At 61.3% G+C, this 19,511-nt stretch carries 16 protein-coding genes; 4 read left to right on the top strand and 12 right to left on the bottom strand.

Annotation, left to right across the window (positions count from 1 at the left end; all coding sequences use genetic code 11):
- Positions 1–22: 22 nt before the first annotated feature.
- Complete coding sequence (locus ACXYMP_RS15315; RefSeq protein ID WP_458907399.1) at positions 23–3,799, top strand: translocation/assembly module TamB domain-containing protein; 3,777 nt, start codon at positions 23–25, stop codon at positions 3,797–3,799.
- A gap of 14 nt (positions 3,800–3,813) precedes the next feature.
- Here ACXYMP_RS15315 and ACXYMP_RS15310 read toward each other — a convergent pair whose 3' ends face one another.
- The 10 genes from ACXYMP_RS15310 to ACXYMP_RS15265 form a co-directional block, all read right to left on the bottom strand.
- Positions 3,814–4,716 (bottom strand): FAD:protein FMN transferase, encoded by a 903-nt coding sequence (locus ACXYMP_RS15310; RefSeq protein ID WP_458907397.1) that lies wholly within the window; start codon positions 4,714–4,716, stop codon positions 3,814–3,816.
- Complete coding sequence (locus tag ACXYMP_RS15305) at positions 4,713–5,231, bottom strand: nitrous oxide reductase accessory protein NosL (RefSeq protein WP_298571668.1); 519 nt, start codon at positions 5,229–5,231, stop codon at positions 4,713–4,715. Before ACXYMP_RS15305 ends, ACXYMP_RS15310 begins: the two co-directional genes overlap by 4 nt.
- On the bottom strand, positions 5,228–6,049 hold the full coding sequence (locus ACXYMP_RS15300; RefSeq protein WP_298571671.1) for an ABC transporter permease: 822 nt from the start codon (positions 6,047–6,049) through the stop codon (positions 5,228–5,230). Before ACXYMP_RS15300 ends, ACXYMP_RS15305 begins: the two co-directional genes overlap by 4 nt.
- A complete protein-coding gene (locus ACXYMP_RS15295; protein ID WP_298571674.1) occupies positions 6,046–6,942 on the bottom strand; it encodes an ABC transporter ATP-binding protein in 897 nt (298 codons plus the stop codon). The genes ACXYMP_RS15300 and ACXYMP_RS15295 overlap by 4 nt, the downstream gene beginning before the upstream one ends.
- Positions 6,932–8,203 carry a nitrous oxide reductase family maturation protein NosD gene (locus tag ACXYMP_RS15290; protein WP_298571677.1) on the bottom strand — a complete coding sequence of 424 codons (1,272 nt, stop codon included), beginning with the start codon at positions 8,201–8,203 and terminating at the stop codon, positions 6,932–6,934. The genes ACXYMP_RS15295 and ACXYMP_RS15290 overlap by 11 nt, the downstream gene beginning before the upstream one ends.
- A gap of 3 nt (positions 8,204–8,206) precedes the next feature.
- On the bottom strand, positions 8,207–10,114 hold the full coding sequence (nosZ, locus tag ACXYMP_RS15285) for a TAT-dependent nitrous-oxide reductase (RefSeq protein ID WP_458907393.1): 1,908 nt from the start codon (positions 10,112–10,114) through the stop codon (positions 8,207–8,209).
- 23 nt (positions 10,115–10,137) lie between these two features.
- Complete coding sequence (locus ACXYMP_RS15280; RefSeq protein ID WP_298571786.1) at positions 10,138–12,300, bottom strand: NosR/NirI family protein; 2,163 nt, start codon at positions 12,298–12,300, stop codon at positions 10,138–10,140.
- A gap of 14 nt (positions 12,301–12,314) precedes the next feature.
- Positions 12,315–12,794 carry a hypothetical protein gene (locus ACXYMP_RS15275; protein WP_458907391.1) on the bottom strand — a complete coding sequence of 160 codons (480 nt, stop codon included), beginning with the start codon at positions 12,792–12,794 and terminating at the stop codon, positions 12,315–12,317.
- Between the two features lie 237 nt (positions 12,795–13,031).
- A complete protein-coding gene (locus ACXYMP_RS15270) occupies positions 13,032–13,400 on the bottom strand; it encodes a CBU_0592 family membrane protein (RefSeq protein WP_458907513.1) in 369 nt (122 codons plus the stop codon).
- 97 nt (positions 13,401–13,497) lie between these two features.
- On the bottom strand, positions 13,498–15,279 hold the full coding sequence (locus tag ACXYMP_RS15265; protein WP_298571684.1) for a bifunctional helix-turn-helix transcriptional regulator/alpha/beta hydrolase: 1,782 nt from the start codon (positions 15,277–15,279) through the stop codon (positions 13,498–13,500).
- A gap of 224 nt (positions 15,280–15,503) precedes the next feature.
- Here ACXYMP_RS15265 and ACXYMP_RS15260 point away from each other — a divergent pair, with 224 nt between their 5' ends.
- From ACXYMP_RS15260 to ACXYMP_RS15250, 3 genes are read left to right on the top strand one after another with little or no spacing between them, the layout of a single operon-like run.
- Entirely contained in the window at positions 15,504–16,697 is a 1,194-nt protein-coding gene (locus ACXYMP_RS15260) for a diaminopropionate ammonia-lyase (RefSeq protein WP_298571687.1), read from the top strand.
- The gene (locus ACXYMP_RS15255) at positions 16,690–17,853 is read left to right on the top strand and encodes a M24 family metallopeptidase (protein WP_458907389.1); all 1,164 of its coding nucleotides are present in this window, start codon (positions 16,690–16,692) and stop codon (positions 17,851–17,853) included. Before ACXYMP_RS15260 ends, ACXYMP_RS15255 begins: the two co-directional genes overlap by 8 nt.
- The gene (locus tag ACXYMP_RS15250; RefSeq protein WP_458907387.1) at positions 17,854–18,603 is read left to right on the top strand and encodes a maleate cis-trans isomerase family protein; all 750 of its coding nucleotides are present in this window, start codon (positions 17,854–17,856) and stop codon (positions 18,601–18,603) included. It abuts the gene before it with no gap.
- On the opposite strand, the gene ACXYMP_RS15245 is transcribed toward ACXYMP_RS15250, so the two are convergent.
- Together ACXYMP_RS15245 and ACXYMP_RS15240 are read right to left on the bottom strand one after the other, a co-directional pair.
- The gene (locus ACXYMP_RS15245; protein ID WP_298571695.1) at positions 18,600–19,121 is read right to left on the bottom strand and encodes a DUF2478 domain-containing protein; all 522 of its coding nucleotides are present in this window, start codon (positions 19,119–19,121) and stop codon (positions 18,600–18,602) included. The two genes, ACXYMP_RS15250 and ACXYMP_RS15245, sit on opposite strands and share 4 nt — an antisense overlap.
- A 61-nt stretch (positions 19,122–19,182) precedes the next feature.
- Positions 19,183–19,511, bottom strand: a 329-nt coding sequence (locus ACXYMP_RS15240; protein WP_458907385.1) for a NapC/NirT family cytochrome c, incomplete at its 5' end; no start/stop codon positions are given.

The following is a 19,511-nucleotide window of genomic DNA, read 5'->3' as shown; positions in this document are numbered from 1 at the left end:
GTTTCTTTGCAAACTTGCCCTGTTGATCAGCGTCTTGCTGCCCGGTCTGCCCACTGCAACCGTTGCGCAAACCGATCAGGCCGAGGACGACCGCGGCTATCTTCAAGCTCTGCTTGAGGACAACCTGTCCGATGTCGGGCGCGACATTCGCATCATCGGCTTTTCGGGCGCCTTCAGCTCATCCGCAACTGTCGATCAGATCACCATTGCCGATACCCAAGGCGTGTGGCTGACGTTGAACGACGTGGTGCTGAACTGGAACCGAGCGGCCCTGCTGCGTGGTGCCATCGACATCACCGAACTGTCGGCCGACGAGATCTTGATAGACCGTCGCCCGATCGCCGACCCCGATATGCCCGCCCCCGAAGCGTCAGGCTTTTCACTGCCCGACCTGCCCGTCTCGGTCGAGATTGACTTGATCAGGGCGCGGGCCGTCAACCTTGCCGAAAGCGTGATCGGCGAGGCCGCGATCGTCAGCCTTGAAGGCGCGGCGCAACTGTCCGGCGGCACCGGCCAGGCCACGCTGGACATCCAGCGCACAGATGGCCCAGACGGCGCCCTGACGCTGGACGGCCGCTATGACAACGCCAGCAAAGAGCTGGGTATCGACCTGACGCTGAAAGAAGGAGCAGGCGGGATCGCCGCCAATATGCTGGGGCTGCCCGGCCGACCCAAGGTTGCGCTGACCATCGCAGGGGCAGGTCCGCTCGCCGATTTCACCGCCGATATCGACCTGTCCACCAATGGTCAGAAACGTCTGGCGGGTCAGGTTGTGTTGACCGATGAGCCGTCCACCGCGACCGACACAGACGGCACCGACACCCCTGCCCCGACCAAGCTGTTCCGGGCCAATGTCTCGGGCGATCTGGCCCCGGTCTTTCTGCCCACCTACCGCGAGTTTTTCGGGCCAAACGTGACCCTTGGCGCAACCGGGCGCCGTTTTCCCGACGGCGCGCTTGCAGTTGAGGCGCTTGAGGTATCGACTGACGCGCTGTCCCTGAAGGGCGATCTGGCCCTGTCTGCCGGTGGCTGGCCCGAACGGTTTTCGCTGACCGGGCGCATCGCTGACAAAGCGGGCGCTTCGGTGCTTCTGCCGCTGGCCGGAGCGAAAACCTTTGTGCAGAACGTTCAGCTTGACGTGTCCTATGACGCGGCAACCAGCGAAGGCTGGCAGGCCGATTTCGACATCACTCAATTGTCGCGCCCCGACCTTGCACTGGAGCGCGCCGCCCTTGTGGCCAAGGGCACACTGATCCGGGGGGACGGCACCGCCTTGGGTCAGGTGAACGGCGACGTGACGCTTCAGCTTTCTGGGATCGCCCCCAAGACGCAAGAGCTTGCCGCCGCCATTGGCCCCGAGATCACCGGGCAGATGTCCTTTGGCTGGCGCGAGAAGGCGCCGCTGACCATTTCAGACCTGCGCCTGTCGGGGCAGGATTACGCCCTGACCGGCAGCCTGCAGGCCGACGATTTTGACACCGGGATCACCATCACAACCCGCGACAACCCCACTTTGCGCGCAGATGACCTGTCTCGTTTCGCAGGTCTTGCCGGCGTGCCGCTAAACGGCGCCGTGCAGGTTGGGCTTGGCGGCACGGCGAACCTTCTGGGCGGCGCGTTTGACCTGAAGCTTGACGGCCGCGGTCGCGATCTGGGCATTGGGCAGCCACGGTTTGACCCGTTGATTGCAGGCGCCAGCACGCTGGTTGTTGACGCAACCCGCGATAAAACCGGCACGCGGCTTAACGTCCTCAGGGTCGAAACCCAACAGGCAACCGCGTCCTTGTCGGCCGATCTGAAAACAGACACATCCAGTGCTAAGGCCGAGATCCAGATCGCCGACACTTCGTTGATCGAGGCTGGGTTGCGTGGACCGGCGCAAATCACCGTCCAAGCACAACAATCCGGCAGCGTATGGAGCGTGACCGCCAATGGAACCGGGCCGGGTGATCTGGTCGCCTCGACCGAAGGCACCGTCGCCATCACAAGTGGCGCCCCCGGAAAGCTTCAAGGCAAAGTGACCGCAACCGCCGGGTCGCTGGCTCCCTATGCGCGACTGGTCGGCCAACCCGTGACTGGCGCGCTGGACGTGACCGCAAATGGCATGTTTGACCTGCAAGACGGCAGCTTTCAGGCGGCGATTGACGGCACGGGCCGCGATCTGGGGCTGGGCCAGGCCACGCTGGACCTTCTGACCCGCGGCAACAGCCAGTTCAGCGCAAAGGCACACCGCACCGCAGAAGGGATCGTGTTCATCGACGCGCTTGACGTGCAAACCACCGAAGGCGCGGCACAAATCACCGGGGCCAGCGACAACGGCCGCAACACGCTGCAAATCAGCGCGCGCCTGCGCGACCTTGGGCTGCTGGCCGATGGAATTTCTGGCCCGGCCGAGGCGACCGGCACCGCGGTTCTTGTTGACGATGCGTGGCAAATTGCGTTCACCGGAACGGGGCCGGGCGGCGTGAATGCGACAGCCAATGGCAGCGTGCGCGCCGATGGCAGTGCCGCCAACCTGGACATTGACGGCGTGGCACCTTTGGCGTTGGCCAATCGAATGATCCGCCCGCGGTTGATCACGGGACAGGCAAGTTATGACCTTGCGCTTAGCGGCCCGTTGGCCTTGTCGTCGCTGTCTGGCACGGTGCAAACGCAGGGCGCGCGTCTGGTGCTGCCGACCTTCCGGCAATCCATCAGCATCGACACCGCCACGGTCACCCTTGCGGCGGGGCGCGCAACCGTCAACGTGGCGGCCACCGTCGAAACCGGCGGACAGCTCGCGGCAACCGGATCGATTGGGATGGCCACGCCTTACACGGCTGACATGCAAATCAGCGTGGACAATGTCACCCTGACAGATGCGCGGTTGTTCGAGACGCTGGTGAACGGTTCAGCCACCCTGAACGGCCCCCTTATCGGCGGCGCGACCCTGCGCGCCGATCTGGCGCTTGGCAAAACCGAAATCCGCGTGCCCGAGGCCGCGTCGATCACCTTACCCGTCATGGACGGGCTTGTGCATGTGAACGAACCCGCCGCCGTGCGCCGCACCCGCGCCAATGCGGGGTTGATCCAAACCGAGGACGACAGCACCCAAACCGCCCGCCCCTACCCCATCGACATCACGCTTAGCGCGCCCAGCCAGATGTTTGTGCGCGGTCGTGGACTTGATGCCGAGTTGGGTGGGCAGCTTCGCCTGACCGGCACCAGCGCCAACGTCATCCCAGAAGGTCAGTTCGATCTGATCCGCGGGCGGCTCGACATTCTGGGCAAGCGTTTGACGCTGACCGAAGGGCGGGTCAGCCTGCAAGGCGATTTCGACCCCATCCTGCGGTTCATTGCCGAAAGCGAGGCCGAGGGCGTTCAGGTCAGGATCGGTGTTGAAGGCCCGGCCACGGCGCCGGAAGTGACCTTTACCTCGAGCCCTGAACTGCCCGAAGACGAGGTGCTGGCCCTGCTCTTGTTCGGACGCGACATTACGCAGATCTCGGCCCTTCAGGCGCTGCAATTGGCTGCGGCCGTGCGCACGCTGGCAGGCAAAGGCGGCGAAGGCATTGTCGGCAAGCTGCGCAACAATTTCGGGCTGGATGATCTGGACATCACCACCGACGAAAACGGGTCTGCGGCGGTGAAGGCCGGCAAATACATCTCGGAAAACATCTATACCGATGTGACTGTCGGCGCGGATGGCGATACCGAGGTCAATCTGAACCTCAACATCACCCCGTCACTGACCGCGCGCGGCACCGTGGGGACGGATGGGAAAAGCACCATCGGCGTGTTCTTCGAACGCGACTACTAAAAGACCCAGCACGGTTACGCCGCGGGGGTCAGAACCTCGATCCGGGCGCCGGGGAAGGCCGCGACAGCCTGCGCAGCGTCGGCCTGATCCATCAGGCACAAGGCGGTCGACAACCCGTCTGCAACCACCGCACTGGGGGCCGACACGGACACAAGCGTATTGACCGGCGCGCGGCCCGATGGCGACAGGATATGACCCTGCGCCATACCGATCTGCATCGCTGTCGGCACCGATGTCGCCACCGCCCGATCCGAGGCGGTCAGCCGATGAACCAACGTGCCATCCGGCATCGCAACGCCGATTGACCAAGGCCCGTTCGGCCCCTGCCCCAGTGCTGCAATCTCGCCCATATCAACAAGCACGTCACGCAGGCCCTGCGCCTTCAAAAGCGCCGCAATCCGGTCGGTCACCGCGCCCTGCGCAATGCCGTTCAGGGTCAATGCACCACCTTTGGGCAGTTCGATGCGTTGCGCGTCGAACGCGACCTTGTCCCATCCGATCGCCGCCTTCGCCGTGGTCAGATCAGATGCACCGGCTTTTTCTGCGATCGCGGTCCAGAGCGGCTGGATCGTTGGGTCGAACTGTCCCTTGCTGGCGCTATGCAGCGCCCCACACAGGCTAAGCACCTGCAACATCTCGGCCGAGGGTGCCGCAAGCGTGCCGGCTCGGTTCAGACGCGAAAGCTCAGAGCTGTCGCGATAGAGGCTGAAGATATCTTCCAGCCGGGTCAGCTCTGCCTCGACGGCACTGAAGATTGGCGCGGCTTGGGCGTCTGAAAGACCCACCAGCTGCATCGACACCGGCCCGCCAAGGGCGCGGCCTGTCCATCGTGCGACCGACGCGGACGCACCTGACGGCGCGACCACAGCGGCTGCAGCGGTTATGGCCAGAAAACGGCGACGATTAAGGCTGCTCATGAGGGGGTCTCCAATGTCTGGGTCAGGTCGACGGGCGCCAGAACGGCCGCGTCGGGAATGGTATCAAGGCTGTGTGTTTCACCGCCATAAGTGGCGATGAAGGCCGCGGCAGATGCGTCATCCTTGAACGGCACAATCTCGGGGGCGCCCATACCGCCCGCGACATTCGCGCCGACCACATAGATCGCATCTTCGGCCGCCATCCAGTTGTCAACGCCAGGGTTTTTCCAACTGGGCGCGGCGCTCATGTCGCTGACATAGACCGCGGTGATTTCGGCCTCGCGCTCGGGGCTTTTCAGATAGGCCATCAAGTCGCGCACTTGTGCGAAGAACAGCGGCGCGGGGAAGCCTTGCAGGTGGATTTGCCCCTTGGGGCCGCCATGTTCGGCAACGTTCATCTGGCAGAAATAGCTCAACGCCTGCTCGGTCAGGTCAACCGGGGGTGGCGGGGCTTTCGCCTCTTCTTCGTTGCAGGCAACCAGCGCCAGAAGGCTTAGGGCGATCAGGCGCTTCATGGCTCGACCCTTTTGAAGGCAGCGCGCGCCAAAGCGAAGGCGAGAAGCGGCCAAAGGATCAGCGACAGGGGCGCGGCCCATGCGGGCAGAGTTTGCGCTGCCCCCACCATGCCAGACGCCATCGCCACGCCATCAGAGGCCGAGATATTCCACACCCGGAACGCATCCGCCGGGTTGGCGACCATCAGCCACGGAAAGATGGATCGTGTGAAGTCTCCGCTGCCGTCCATGACGACTGCGCCCAACAGGCCAAGATCATAAAGCACGACGAAGACCAGCCACAGACCCGCGGACAAGCCCGCCGCTGCGGTCGCGCTGCGTGACAGGGCCGAGACCAGATAGCCAAGCGCCAGAAACACCGCGCCCAGCAGGATCGAGGTACCGATCAGACGTGCCAGCGCGGTCAGGCTTTCCGCCCCTGCCCCGCCGAACCACGCAGCAATCGCGCCGGCCGCGCCAAACCCGATGGTCATGGCGAACGCCAGTGCGGCCAGATGGGCGGCGAACTTGCCCAGCAGGATCTCGCCCCGCCCGGCGGGATAGGACAAAAGCAGTGACAGGCTGCCGCGTTCGGCTTCGCCTGCGATGGCGTCGAAGCTGATCATCAAGGCCAGAAGTGGGGCCAAATAGACCGACAGCGTGGTCATCGACGTGACGGACACGGTCAGCATATCAACGCCCACCGATCCGGTCGGCGCGCTGCCCGCGAAGGTCAGTGCCAGCGCAAAGAGCAGCATGATAACGGTCGCCATCAGCAGCCAGCGGTTGCGGCGCAGGATCAGCATCTCGGTCGAGGCAATGGCAAGGAAGCGGGTCATTGCGCGCCCTCCTTTGCATAATGGCGATACAGGTCTTCAAGGCGCGGGGGCGTCATTTCAATATCGGTGATCACCTCGCCCATAGCAGCGACGCGGCGCAACGCCTCCATTTTGCGATCCGGGGTGCAGAGGATTTCAACCGACGCGCAGTTGATGCGGGTGCCGCCCGTTGCCTCGGCGACCTCATCCGCGTGGTCGCCGCTGGCGCGAATGCGCAGCTTGGTGGGCAACCCGGCCTGCGCGGACAGGTTTTCCAGCGTGTCGTCGGCCACTTTGATGCCTTTGCGCAGAATGGCGATGCGGTCGGTCTGGGCCTCGACCTCGGTCAGGGCGTGGCTGGCGATCAGGACGGCGGTGCCGTTGGCGGCCAGCTCGTCGATGATCGCGTAAAGATCCTGGCGCGAGATCGGGTCAAGCCCGCTGGTCGGTTCATCCAGCAGCGCGACTTTCGGATTGCCCAGAAGCACCTGCGCCAGCCCCAAACGCTGCCGCATCCCTTTGGAATAGGCGCCAATCCGGCGATCCATCGCATCGCCCAGACCCACACGGTCCAGCAATCCGGGAATATCGGCTTTCTGCCCATCGAGGCGGGCAAACAACTGCAACTGCTCGCGCCCCGTCAAAGCGGGGTGAAAGCTGACAGCTTCCGGCAAATACGCGGTCGTGCGGCGGGCGACCGCACTTCCGGGCTTCGCATCACCGATGCGAATTTGACCATCCGTGAGTGGAGTAAGGCCAAGAATTGTTTTGATCAGGGTCGATTTACCCGCCCCGTTGTGACCCAAAAGCGCGACCCGTTCGCCGGGCGCCACGCGCAACGACACGTCGTCCAGAACCGTGGTCTTGCCCCGGTCCTTGCGCACATTGTCGATGGTCAAAGCATTATCCGTCATACGGCACCTTTTCACTGGCCGCCGGTTTCACGGGGCGCATAAGAGGGTTCGAGTCGATCACGCCACCGGGCAAAAGCGCGGGGAAGGCGGATTGCGACCAGCGCACAAGCTGCACGGCCGGCGACCCCAAAAGCAGTTTAGCAGCAGGTTGGGTCCACAGAACATGGTCCATGCTGTCATTGGGACGGTATGGCGCATCTGCGATCCCGTCGCCATCCACGTCGAAGGCGGCAAAGTCGCTCCAGTAATTGCCGCGCCCCTCTTCGGACCATTCAACCCACTGGGTTGAGACATATTTCACCTGCGTGCGGTTGCCGATGAAGCTGTTGCCGACAATGCGGTTGCGTTCCGACCCGGCGGTGAAGTGGATGCCGATGTCACAGCCCTCAAACCAGTTGTCGGTGAAGGTGTTCTTGTTGGCATTATAGAGGAACGTGCAGCGGTCGGACGCGTTCTTCACGTAATTGCCCACAAATTCGCTGTCATTGGCATAGTTCAGCATGACGCCGTGGTCGCGGTCGTTCAGCGACACGTTGTTCAGAACCTTCACATGGGTCGTGAACATGATCGCATAGCCAAGGTGGTTGCCGATCGAGATGTTGTCCGACACCTCGCTGCGGTCTGCATACATATAATGCACCGCGAAACGCAGGTCGCGAAACAGGTTGCCCTTGAACAGGTTCTTTTTCGAGGTGTTCACGAAGATGCCGTCGCGGCCATAGCGAACGTCGTTGTTCAGCACCTGTGCGCCCGCGGCATTCCACACGTATACGCCGTTGCCGCGCGCGTTCATGTGACGATCCTGACGGCCTTCGATGACATTGCCCCGCACGATGCTGTCGCGCGCGCCGTGAATGTCCACGCCGTAAAGATTGCCCAGAATTCTGTTGTTTTCGACAATCGCGCGCCGGGCTGTCTTGGTCAGCTGCACACCGCTGTCGATGGTTTCATGGCTGCTGCCGGAGCCGATCAGCTCTAACCCGCGCACCACGATATCGTGTCCCGTCACCGTAATGACAGACCCTGTGCCGCCCGCGTCAATCACGGCCTCGCCGCGTCCGTCCAGCGTGATGGTCTTGTCCAGCACCACGGGGCCGGCATAGCGACCCGGCGCCAAGATCAGCACATCGCCGGGGGATGCCCCGGCGATGGCTTTTGCAAGTGCGCCCTCTTCTGCGGTCACAATCCGTTCGGCTGCCGACACCAAAGGTGCCGCCAAAACCGTGAAAAGAACCGTTAGAAGAAGGCGCAGGATTTGCATGGTTTAGGCTTTCGGTTTCACGAACATCCGACCGCGCATCTCCATGTGGAGTGCGTGGCAGAACCACTGGCAGTAATACCAGTAAACGCCCGGTTTCGCGGCGGTGAACGTCACCGAGGCTGTCGCCATCGGGCCGATCTCCATCGCGACGCCGTGGTTGTTCAGCGTAAAGCCGTGCGTCAGGTCGTCGATGTCATCAAGGTTGGTGATGATCACTGTCACCTCGTCGCCTTGCGTAACCTCGAACGATTCCAGCGCAAAGGTCGGCGCCTGGCTGCTCATATAGACGCGGACTTTGTTGCCGTCACGAACGATCGTGTCCATGTATTCGTCAATATTGACACCATCCGCTTCAGCCTGCTTGCGGGTTTCAGCCCACATCGGATCGTTACGATCCCAGACGTCTTTCGGGTTCACGATGTCACGACGCACGATGATCACGTCATGCGGTTCGGCAAAGGTCGGGCCGTCATGCACGACTTTCATATCGTCGGTCGAGATGTCGATGATCTGCTCGTTCTCGGGCTTCAGAGGACCGACATTGATAAACCGGTCTTTCGAGAACTTGTTGAGCGACACCAGCCACTTGCCATCGGCTTCCTTGGTTTCACCCATGGATGTGTGGTTGTGGCCTGGCTGGTAATGCACATCAACCTTCGAGATGATCGGATCGACGTCTTCGCCAGCATAAGCCTTGACCGCTTTTTCAAGGTCCCATTTCACCATCTGGCTGTCCAGGAACAAGGTGGTATAGGCCATGCCCTTGCCGTCAAATGCGGTGTGTAGCGGGCCAAGACCCAGCTCAGGCTCGGCAACCACGCAGGAACGCGGATCGGTGCCATCTTCAAAGATCGCATCGACCTTGCGCACGTCAATGACCGAACAGGTCGGCGACAGCTTGCCGTTGATCACGACATAGTTGCCATCGGGCGCGGTATTACAGCCGTGCGGGCTGTTGGGGATCGGAATATAGCGGGTATATTTCTTATTCTGACCCTTACGACCGTCGATGACCTTGACGCCGTTCATCTCTTCAAAATCACCAGCGGCAATGCCGGCTTCGATTTCGGCAATGTTGAAGACGACAACGTGGTCCATCTCGTTTTCCGTCATCTCGGCCAGGTTCATACCCATTTCCGAGTTGTAGGACGTCGAGAAGGCGAACTTGCCCTGATAGTCACAGTCGGTGTTATCAAGGTTGCCCGACACCATGACCTGCCACGAGATTTCCATCGTGTCGCCGTCAATGGCTGTGAAGAAGTTCACATACTTTTCGGGTTCATCCAGGATCGAGCCGTCATTGACGATCGGTGTTTCGTCTTCGCCGTTGGCAAACACGTAACCGGTGCGCGGGAATTTCTGTGGACGCAGGCCGTGGATGGCTTTTGCGTTCGGAATTTCCACGATCTTGTCGGTCTTCATCACGTCGCAACGCACACGCGCCACGCGGGTGTTCGCCTTGTCGTTCATGAACAGGTAACGCCCGTCATAGGTGCCGTCGGTGAACGACATGTGCGGGTGGTGAAGGTCACCGTTGTCGTGCACGCGTTTGCCGTTGGCCTCAAGAAACGCCTTGGTTTCGGGCAACATGCCGTCTTCAAAGATCTTGATGCTTTCGTTGGTTTGACCCCAGCCGGTGGCCGAGCAACGGTTGAACACGGGAACCCGCATCAGTTCGCGCATCGACGGGAAGCCGAGGATGCGCAGTTCGCCGGTCTGACCCGACGACCAGAAGCCGTAATATTCGTCCAGCTCGCCCGGCTCAAGATTCAGGGCCGACGCCGCACGTGCAGGAGTCGCCGTCATCATCGAGCCACCGATACCGCCGGTGCCAGCGACAACCGCAGTGGTAGCGGCAGCCCCCAACATGCCCCGACGGGTCATGGATAGGTCTTTGGTTTCTTCAGTCATGGTCTTTACCTCCTTCAAGGAATTTATGACGTCTTGGCGTTCGGATGGTTCGCCGGTGGGTTTTTGGGCGGGATGTTGAAATCCGCCGTGCCGATCTTTTCGCGCCGTTTGATTTGGCGAATCACGACCGGGCATTTGTCGGCCGACTGATACAGAACCTGGCAATGCAGGCAGTCGACACACTCGTTGGGATTGATCTCGCCTGTCGGGTGAATGGCCTGAACGGGGCATTCATGTGCACAGGTCTGACAGGGATTGCCGCATTCCTTATAGCGTCGTAGCCAATCGAACATGCGGATACGGGCCGGGATCGCCAGTGCACCGCCCAGCGGGCAGACATAGCGGCAATAGAACCGTTCAACGAACAGGTTCGCGACGATAATCGCGACCGCAAAGACCACAAACGGCCAGTCGCGGACGAATTTCAGGATGATCGCGGTCTTGAACGGCTCGATCTCGGCATAGGTTTCGGCCATCGAGAGCGACACCATACTGACGCCAAAGAGGCCGAAGAAGATCATGTATTTCAGCGGCCACAGGCGTTCGTGCAGACCCCAGGGCAGCGTCCATTGCGGCACCTTGAAGGCGCGTGCGATGCGGTTCGTCAGCTCTTGCAGCGCCCCGAACGGACACAGCCAGCCGCAGTAAGCCCCACGGCCCCAGAAGACCAAGGCGGCGGCGACCGCGAACCATTGGATGAACACCAAGGGGTCCATCAGGAAAGCGTCCCACGTGAAGCCACTGCGCAAGCTATTTGTCAGCGCCATCAGGTTCACCACCGACAGCTGCGCATTGGCATACCAGCCAAGGAAGAACAGCGTGAAGGTCAGATATCCCATGCGGAACCAGAAAAAGACCCGCGCGTTTGCCGTGGCTTGGAACTGGAAGAAGAACACACCGGTCAGCACCAGAAGCATGGCGCCCAGAATGCCGATCTCGACCGTTTTGTCTTTCCAGATGCGCTTCCACAGCATCGACTTGGCGGCGGCCTCGTCATCTGCGTCGTTCAGGACGGGGACCGGCGCGGCTGCAGGAAGCAGGTATTTCTCGGGCAGTTTATAGCCCAGATCAAAGGTGATGAATGTCTTGTCAATCGCACCCACCGAGCGCTGTGCAAGCAGTTGCAGGCGGAACGACTCGGCTGGGTTAAAGTCAATTTCGGCGGGGATCTTGAACAGATCCATCTCGGCAAAGCTGGGGCTGTCAGGGGATGCCAGCTGTCCCACACGCTCGTGTTGCTTGTCAAAGAACCGCGCCGAGATGTCACCTTGGATCAGCTGGATTCGGTCAAAGATACCACCGCGCACATAGCCCGAGCCTTTGAAACTGTATGTCCCGCGACCCATCACAAGGATCGCGTGTTCGCCCTCTTCCAGCCAAGCTTGCAGATTGCGGTATTCAGCGTCGCCCAGAAGCGATTTGCCGATGGACGGCACCGATACCAGCGCCATGTGCATGTCGATGAATGTGTCGTCAGGCTGGCCTTTTTCCGGGCGCTTGATGGCGCGGGCATCACCGGTTGCCTCGAACGCTGCGTTGATCTGGCCGACATCAAGGGTCAGCCGGCGCACGGACCCGTCACCTGACAAGGTGGCCCAATCCGCCAATTCTTCCTTCGACATGTCCACGTCACGCTTCGGCCCTGCGGCCAGCGCAGGCGACAGGTCACCCAACCCCAAACTGCGCGCGACCTTGATCCCGGCCCGCACAAGGCTGTCGTCGATCACCATGATCGTCACGGTCGCGCCTGAAATGATGTCCAGATCATGTGCGGTGCCACCGGCGGCGACTTCGGCCTTCAGGTCAAGGCCGGTATAGCCTTCGGTGACCTTCACCATCTTGGATTCCGGAATACCGATCAACACGATCGGTTCCGAGTGCTTGACCAGCTTCACGCCCGTCAAGATCGCATCCGCGTCAATCGCGGCGACAACATGGATAGGTTTGCCGGAATATCCCGTCGTGCCCACGAAATCCGAGGTCAGGAAGGCATAGGCAACCGTCTCGCCGCCCTTCAGGACGGGGGCAACCGGCACATCCTCGCGGATCGGACCGAACGCGTCAGCGCCTTCGGCCAGTTCAGACGGCGTAATGTCGGGAAGGAAATTTGCGAGGCTTTCGGCTTTTGCCTCGCCCGCCATGACCCCGGCAAGGATCACGACAATGGCTCTGAGCCAGTGGTTCATCGCGCGCTTAACGTTCACAGCGCACCTCCATTTTCTTGGATTGACGCTTGGAACGCGCGAAGGGCGCGGTCGACTTTATTCTTGTTCGCGGCTGGAGGGCCACGGGTTTCAGGCCAGGCGCGTCTGAACGCCGGACCAACCGTTTGGGTTCGCAGGTCCGAGGCTGTGGAAAGGGCTGGCGCAAACCGGTCAAGCGTGATGCTGTCGCCTTCGACACCCGTCAAGGACGCGCCACACATGACGCAATCAAAGCAATCGGCGCAGCCATCTGTGCGGTCCACCGGCCCATCGGACAAGTCGACCCCGACATAGGCCGTGCCAAAATCTGAACAGATCTCGATCCACGTGCCGTTTGCGGCATATCCCATCGACGACGTGAAAAGTTGCAGCACAAGCGCCAGCATTCCAACGAGAGGCAACACCACGGCACGTCTATAGGCATGCCCCTTGGCACCCTGTCGGACGTTTTGTGATGTCAGCCCCCAACGGCGCATTCACGAATCCCTTCGGCTCGATACCCGGCCAATGTGATTGGCGGGGTCAAAGCCCTCCTTGACCTTGATCAAGTGACAGTGAAACACAACCAGCCGGAGAGTTACAACCAGCCTTTTGCACCTGCGCAACATTTTTCTGACTATAACGTTCTGAGATTTCACAGATAAAAAAATGGAATGGATGGCAGGCAAGGCAGGTATCGCTGCGCGATGACACCCGCCTTGCCCCAGTCAAGCCTACCCTTCCAGAGGCGCCAAGACCGTCTTTGGAGCCTTGGTATTGGTCCTGAAAGCAACGTGTCGCTTGCCAAAGCGCTCCGTAATTGGAAACGCCCTGCGACGCATTGCTTTCTGGGACCGTTCCACCCCTCGGCAAACCAAACCCATACACCCGAAGATGATGAACCCGACCTGGATCAGGAAGGAGCCCAGGTTGAATGCACCGATCAGGCTGATCAGCACAAGGACAGCGGCCAGAATCTTGGACACCGAATACCCTGTGCCATTGCCACACGCCCACCCACATTGAACCAATGCAAATCCACCTACGTAGATGATTGACCCAAGAACTCCTGCAGCTTGAAGAAGATCAGGGTAGTCTCGCATAATTGAGAGCACGTCCGACAAAGCTTAATTCCTTTGCATCAATATGATGACCCTAGAAAGCGGACCGAAGAACGTCATACCCAGTATTGGGTAAAAATTAACGTGCGAGGTATTTTTCTGCCTCGTCCAGCACGGTTTTCCAGTGTCTGAAGAACACCAACTGGCCCGCGTCGTCAAAAACGCGGTAGTCAATCCAGTCGTAATCCGCTTGAAATTCTTGCAACGTCGCCAGCGGCACCTGCGGATCGTGGGTGCCATTGAAGAAGACCACCGGCATCTTGCCGCGACGCGCGTCGACCAGCGCGGACCAGTCTTTGATCTGCCCGCCAAGCACCATGTGCGAAAAGGCGTCATGGGCGCTGTGTTCGTCGGTCAGGGCGGTTTCCGATCCAGTGACCATTGCCTCAAAAACCTCTGGGTTTTCAAAGGTATCAACGTCTGCCGGGCAGTTTCCATAAACCGCGTGGACAAAACCGCGCTTGCCGATCTTACGGGCCAGATAAAACCCGGCTTTCACCATGAAGGGCAGCAGGTGGGGCGTGTATTTCGCACCGGCCAGAATGAACCGGTGCCACTTCTCCATCCGTTCGTATTGTTCGCGCCGGGTCATCGGCAAAACCCCGGCGCAACACAGCATCGCGGTAAACCGGTCCGGCACCATATTGGTCAGCGCGAAAGCATAGAAACTGTCGCCACCAAGGCTGATGATCGGGCAGCGTGTCACACCCTCGGCATCAAGGATCTGCAGCACATCCTGGTGGGCGGTCTGATCATAATCCTGCCCCTTGGCGACCATATCCGACAGCCCATAGCCCGCCCGCACCGGAACGATGATCCGAATGCCCCGCGCCGCGGCTTCGGCTTCTGCCGTGGCGGGCCAGCGCACCAGCCCGTAATCCAGCGGCAGATACAACAGCGGCACCCCGTCGTCGGCCCCAAGCGTCAGGTAGTCCAGCCGCCGCCCATCCGGTGTCACCAAGCTGTGAAAGGGTTGCTCTTTCAGCGTTGCATATCCCCGGCTGACAATGCGCGGACCGGGATCGACCTCCAGCGTCAGGTTCGACATGTCCATCACCGACAAGGCCAGCCGCACCAATTCGACCTGCGACCGGGTTTCGGTCTTGGACAGGATCGACTTGATCTGCACCCGCACGGTATCCACCGACCGGCCCCGCTGTTCGGCGATATCCTTGACCGAGCAACACTCAACCAAGCTTTGAACCACGTTCGCTTCGGCGGTCGTCAGATCGAACGCGCGCTTCAGAATATCCGAAAAGCCGTCCGGGCAGCTGACTTCCGAGGACGCCGCCAGCACATAGCGTTCACCCGACCCGACCTGCACCACCTGCAGGCGAACGACCACGAAATGGCCTTTCTCGCGCGACCGAAGCCGCAGCACGGCCGCCGTTTCTGCACGCCCCGCCAGCAAGGAATGGGCCGTGGACAGGATGCTTTCGATATCTTCGGGATTGACCAACATGGACGACAGCCGCGATCCGACCTCCAGCCCCAGCAACACCTTCGCGGCGGGGTTGGCGGCAGCGATCCGGTGATCTTCGTTGAACAAGAACGCCGCCACCCTGTCGAACGGGGCCAGCGCGTTGTTCAGTTCGTCTTGTGTGCTGCTTTGATCCAGCCGGTCCAGAAAGGTTCCTGCCCTGTCGAAATGGCTGGAAATCGTGCTGTCATCCAAAAGGCGCGGCGCGCTGAAATCAGCCCCTTCGCGCAGCGGCGCAATCGCCGTTTCCCACACATCCAGCAGCGTTTCGTATCGCGTTGGATCAAGCGCCACATCGTAAAGTCGCTCAATCGCTTCGTCTCTGGTTTTCCCCGTCAGACTGTCTTCTTGTGTCTGAGAGAACCTGGTTTGCCGTTCCATCGCGCTTGTCCCGGTATTTGTTCTCTGTCGGTCATTCCGACCTCACTACGATAGCGAAAACGCTGTTTCCCGCCAAGGTCACCAGCGGACGGGTAATCCTGACCTTTGGTAAACTTTTCGGTGCGAATCCTGTGCAATCGGCCGGCACTTGCGGTTTTTGAAAAAGGCAGCGCACCCGCTTTTTATTTCGGTTAGGCTGGCCGAAAAGCTTAGAAGGACAAGCCATGGCCGACCCGTTCACCGCCGCTCAGCTGCACCACATCGCGGTCACGCCCGCCAAGGGCGACGCCGCCACGCGCGTTCTTTCGCCAAAGGACTTTGCCGACAGTTGGGCCGAGATCACCCAGTGGGACGGCTATGCCCCCACGCCGCTGGTGCCCCTGTCCGGGTTGGCCGCGCAGATCGGCGTTGCGCGCATCAACTACAAACACGAAGGCCCGCGCTTTGGGCTGGGCAGTTTCAAGGCGCTTGGCGGGGCCTATGCCGCCATGCGCGTGTTGCAGCGCGAATTGGGCAAGCGTCTGGGCCATACGGTGACGCTCGCCGATATTCGCAAGGGCAACTATGCCGACGCGTGCCGTGCGATCACGATGTGCTCGGCCACCGACGGCAATCATGGCCGGTCGCTCGCGTGGGGGTGCCAACGCGTCGGTGCGCCCTGCCGCATCTATATCCACGCCGAGGTCAGCGAAGGCCGCGCGCAGGCGATGCGCGATCTGGGGGCCGAGGTTGTGCGGATCGACGGCGACTATGACGCCTCGGTCGCGTTGGCGCGCGACGAGGCAGAGGCAAACGGCTGGTTCGTCGTGTCCGACACCTCGTGGGAGGGGTATACCGAGCCGCCCCGCGATGTGATGGCCGGATACGGCGTGATGACCCACGAAGCCTGCGCAACGATGGAGGCGACACCCACCCATGTCTTCCTGCAAGGCGGTGTTGGCGGGCTTGCCGCCTCGGTCGCCGCGTTCCTGCGCCAGTATCTGGGCGACGATGCCCCGCGCGTTGTCATCACAGAACCCGAATGGGCCGCCTGCCTGTATGAAAGCGCCCGCAAAGGCGCGGCGACGACAGTGCCGATTGACAAAGAAACCATCATGGCTGGCCTGTCCTGCGGCGAGCCGTCCGAAATGGCGTGGGAGATCCTGCGCGAGGAAGCCACTGATTTCGTCACCATGCCTGACAGCATCGTCGCCCCCACCGTGCGCCTGTTGGCGAATGCGGAAAGTGGTGATGCGAAGATCGAGGCAGGCGAAAGCGCGGTCGCCGGGTTGGCGACCCTGATCGCCGCGATGCGCCAACCGGACTTGGCAAAGGCGTTGGGGCTGGATGCATCTTCCCGCGTGTTGCTGATCGGGTCTGAGGGCGTCACCGACCCCGCGATCTTCAAGGCGATCATGGCAGGCGCTGATCATGTCTGATCCCATGCGCGGCTTTCCCGACGACGAGTTTGCCACCCGAACCGCCCGCGCACAGGCGCGTATGGCAGAGGTGGGTCTGGCCGGGATGCTGCTGCTGACGGAACCCGAAGTGCGATACTTCTCGGGCTTCCACACCCTCTTTTGGCAAAGCCCCACCCGGCCGTGGTTTCTGTTCGTCCCGGCCTCTGGCAAACCCATCGCGATCATCCCCGAAATCGGCGCAGCCCTGATGCGCTCCACATGGATCGACGATATCCGCACATGGTCCGCCCCTGCCCCCGGCGATGACGGGATCAGCCTTCTGACCGACCTGCTCACCCCCCATGCCCGCGAGGGCGCGAAGGTCGGGGTGATGAAAGGGCACGAGACGATGCTGCGCATGCCCCTTGGCGACTACGAACGGCTGGTGGCGGGTCTGCCGGGACTGCGCATCCACGACGCCACCGGGATCATCCGCAGCTTGCGCATGGTCAAATCGGACCGCGAGATCGAAAAGCTCGCCCATATCTGTGCCATCGGCTCGCGCACCTTCGCGCGTGTGCCGGACTTCGCACAGGACGGCCTGCGCTTCGAAGACCTGTTCCGTGCCTTCCGTCGCGAGGCACTGGCCCAAGGGGCCGACGATGTGCCCTATCTGGTCGGCGGGGCCGATCAAGGTGGTTATCACGACGTAATCTCGCCCCCCTCACCGCGCCCGCTGACGAAGGGCGATATCGTGATGCTCGATACTGGCGCGACATGGGACGGGTATTTCTGCGATTTCGACCGCAACTGGGCGGTGGGCCATGCCGACGACCCATCACGCCGCGCCTATGACGTGCTGTGGCGCGCGACAGAGGCCGGGATCGCCGCTGCGACCCCCGGCACCACCTGCCGCGATCTGTTCCACGCCATACAGCGCGTCATTGCCAAGGTGGACGGCCAAGGCGGCGATGTGGGCCGGCTGGGTCACGGGCTGGGCATGCAACTGACCGAATGGCCCTCGCTCGCCGCGTTTGATGACACGGTGATCGAAGAAAACATGGTCCTGACACTGGAGCCGTCCCTTGGCTATGGCGACGGGCGGATCATGGTGCATGAGGAAAACATCGTGGTGCGGGCCGAAGGCGCCGAGCTTCTGACCACCCGCGCCCCGCAAGAGCTACCGGTGATCTAGATGAAGCTAACGTTCGACACAGACCAAGGCATCGGCACACACGCCAATCTGGGCGTGATCGTATTGGAAAACGACGAAACGCTGGAAAACGAGTTTCGCCGGATGATGGATATCGACGGCGTGGCCCTTTATCATTCACGCATCCCGATGGGGCCTGAGATCCGCCCCGATACCCTGCCGCAAATGCTGGATGACCTGCCCGCCGCTGCGCGCCTGTTGCCCCCTGCACTGGATTTCGATGTGATCGGTTATGGCTGCACGTCCGCGACCTCCGTCATCGGGCCTGACAAAGTCGCGGCCGCCATCCAAACCACCTGCCCCAGTGCGCGCGTCACGGACCCGCTGAGCGCGATCATTGCCGCCGGGCGGCACCTTGGCGTCACGCGGTTGGGGTTCCTGTCGCCCTATGTGGCCGAGGTCTCGCAATCCATGCGCGACCGGCTGACTGACTCCGGGTTTCAGATCACCAGCTTTGGATCGTTCGAGGAAAGCAATGACCGGATCGTGGGCCGGATCACGCCGGCGTCGATCCTTGCCGCCGCCCGTCAGGTGGCCGACGCCGCGCCCTGCGACGCCATCGTGATTTCCTGCACCGCGCTTCGCTGTCTGGACATCATGCCCGAGATCGAGGCGCAGACCGGCACGCCTGTCCTTGCCAGCAACCCTGCACTGGCCTGGCATATGCTGCAATTGGCGGGCGTCACGGACCCGCGCGCCGGGTTTGGGCGGCTGTTTGAAGGGGTTGCCTAGCCCACGCTCGCGTCCAGCTTCAGGGTGCTGCTCAACCACGCTTCGATGGCGGCGTTGTCGGCGGGCAATTCCTCGGCCAGACCATCACAGAAGCTGATGAACGCGTCGCGGTTCAGTTTGTTCACACCAACCAGCACGGGGATATCACGCCCAAGCGCCTCGGCGATGACGGCGCGAAAGCCGCGGCCTTCGGCCTCGTGCTTGCCAAATTTATTGACCAGCAGCAGGTCGGCACCCTGATCCAGCGCAACCTCGATATCCGCAACGGCGGTTTCCAACGCGTCCATGTCCAACCGACACCCGCGCGAAGCCCGACCCAAATCCTGCGAGATGCGGATGATCCGGCCTTCCGGCAACACCTTCACATCCATATCGCATTTGTGCCCATCGTCGCGGTCGGTATCAATCTGAACGGTGCCGACCACTTTGGCGCCTTGCGTCGCAAGATGGTCCGCGATTTGCGCCAAGAGCAGGTTGGTTTCCCCGCGCCCCGGCGCGATGGTGAATGCGAGTTTCATCTGGCTTGCCTTTCGCGCAATTCAACGGGCCATGACACCGCCACAGCCCGTTGGAGTAGGATTACTTTTCGCCAGTCAGATAGCCTTCAAGTTCGACCTTGGCTTCGGCGACGACGCGCCCGTCGGGCAGGCTGAGCTTACCCTCGGCAGCCAGCTCTTGCGAGACCACTTCGTAGCGCTCCTGCCACCCTTCCGGCAAATCATGCGCGATGCCTTGGTGGCAGTCGATGCAGGTCTTGCCGTCATCCAATGCAACCTGGTGGTTGTCGGCCGCACGGTTTTCCTGCTGCGTGAAATCCATGAAATCGAAGCTGTGGCAGTTACGACATTCCTTCGAATCCGTCGATTTCATTCGGCGCCATTCACGGGCGGCCATGTCGATACGGTGAC

It is taken from the genome of Aliiroseovarius sp. CAU 1755 (genome assembly GCF_054482655.1).
The sequence above is the reverse complement of the archived record's forward strand: the minus strand, read 5'-3'. Positions and strand labels throughout refer to the sequence as shown.

Coding starts and splice junctions, on each gene's coding strand:
- ACXYMP_RS15290 (WP_298571677.1), bottom strand. CDS start 8,203: ATGCAAATCCTGCGCCTTCTTCTAACGGTTCTTTTCACGGTTTTGGCG.
- ACXYMP_RS15295 (WP_298571674.1), bottom strand. CDS start 6,942: ATGACGGATAATGCTTTGACCATCGACAATGTGCGCAAGGACCGGGGC.
- ACXYMP_RS15270 (WP_458907513.1), bottom strand. CDS start 13,400: ATGCGAGACTACCCTGATCTTCTTCAAGCTGCAGGAGTTCTTGGGTCA.
- ACXYMP_RS15260 (WP_298571687.1), top strand. CDS start 15,504: ATGGCCGACCCGTTCACCGCCGCTCAGCTGCACCACATCGCGGTCACG.
- ACXYMP_RS15275 (WP_458907391.1), bottom strand. CDS start 12,794: ATGCGCCGTTGGGGGCTGACATCACAAAACGTCCGACAGGGTGCCAAG.
- ACXYMP_RS15280 (WP_298571786.1), bottom strand. CDS start 12,300: ATGAACCACTGGCTCAGAGCCATTGTCGTGATCCTTGCCGGGGTCATG.
- ACXYMP_RS15245 (WP_298571695.1), bottom strand. CDS start 19,121: ATGAAACTCGCATTCACCATCGCGCCGGGGCGCGGGGAAACCAACCTG.
- ACXYMP_RS15305 (WP_298571668.1), bottom strand. CDS start 5,231: ATGAAGCGCCTGATCGCCCTAAGCCTTCTGGCGCTGGTTGCCTGCAAC.
- ACXYMP_RS15265 (WP_298571684.1), bottom strand. CDS start 15,279: ATGGAACGGCAAACCAGGTTCTCTCAGACACAAGAAGACAGTCTGACG.
- ACXYMP_RS15310 (WP_458907397.1), bottom strand. CDS start 4,716: ATGAGCAGCCTTAATCGTCGCCGTTTTCTGGCCATAACCGCTGCAGCC.
- nosZ (WP_458907393.1), bottom strand. CDS start 10,114: ATGACTGAAGAAACCAAAGACCTATCCATGACCCGTCGGGGCATGTTG.
- ACXYMP_RS15250 (WP_458907387.1), top strand. CDS start 17,854: ATGAAGCTAACGTTCGACACAGACCAAGGCATCGGCACACACGCCAAT.
- ACXYMP_RS15300 (WP_298571671.1), bottom strand. CDS start 6,049: ATGACCCGCTTCCTTGCCATTGCCTCGACCGAGATGCTGATCCTGCGC.
- ACXYMP_RS15255 (WP_458907389.1), top strand. CDS start 16,690: ATGTCTGATCCCATGCGCGGCTTTCCCGACGACGAGTTTGCCACCCGA.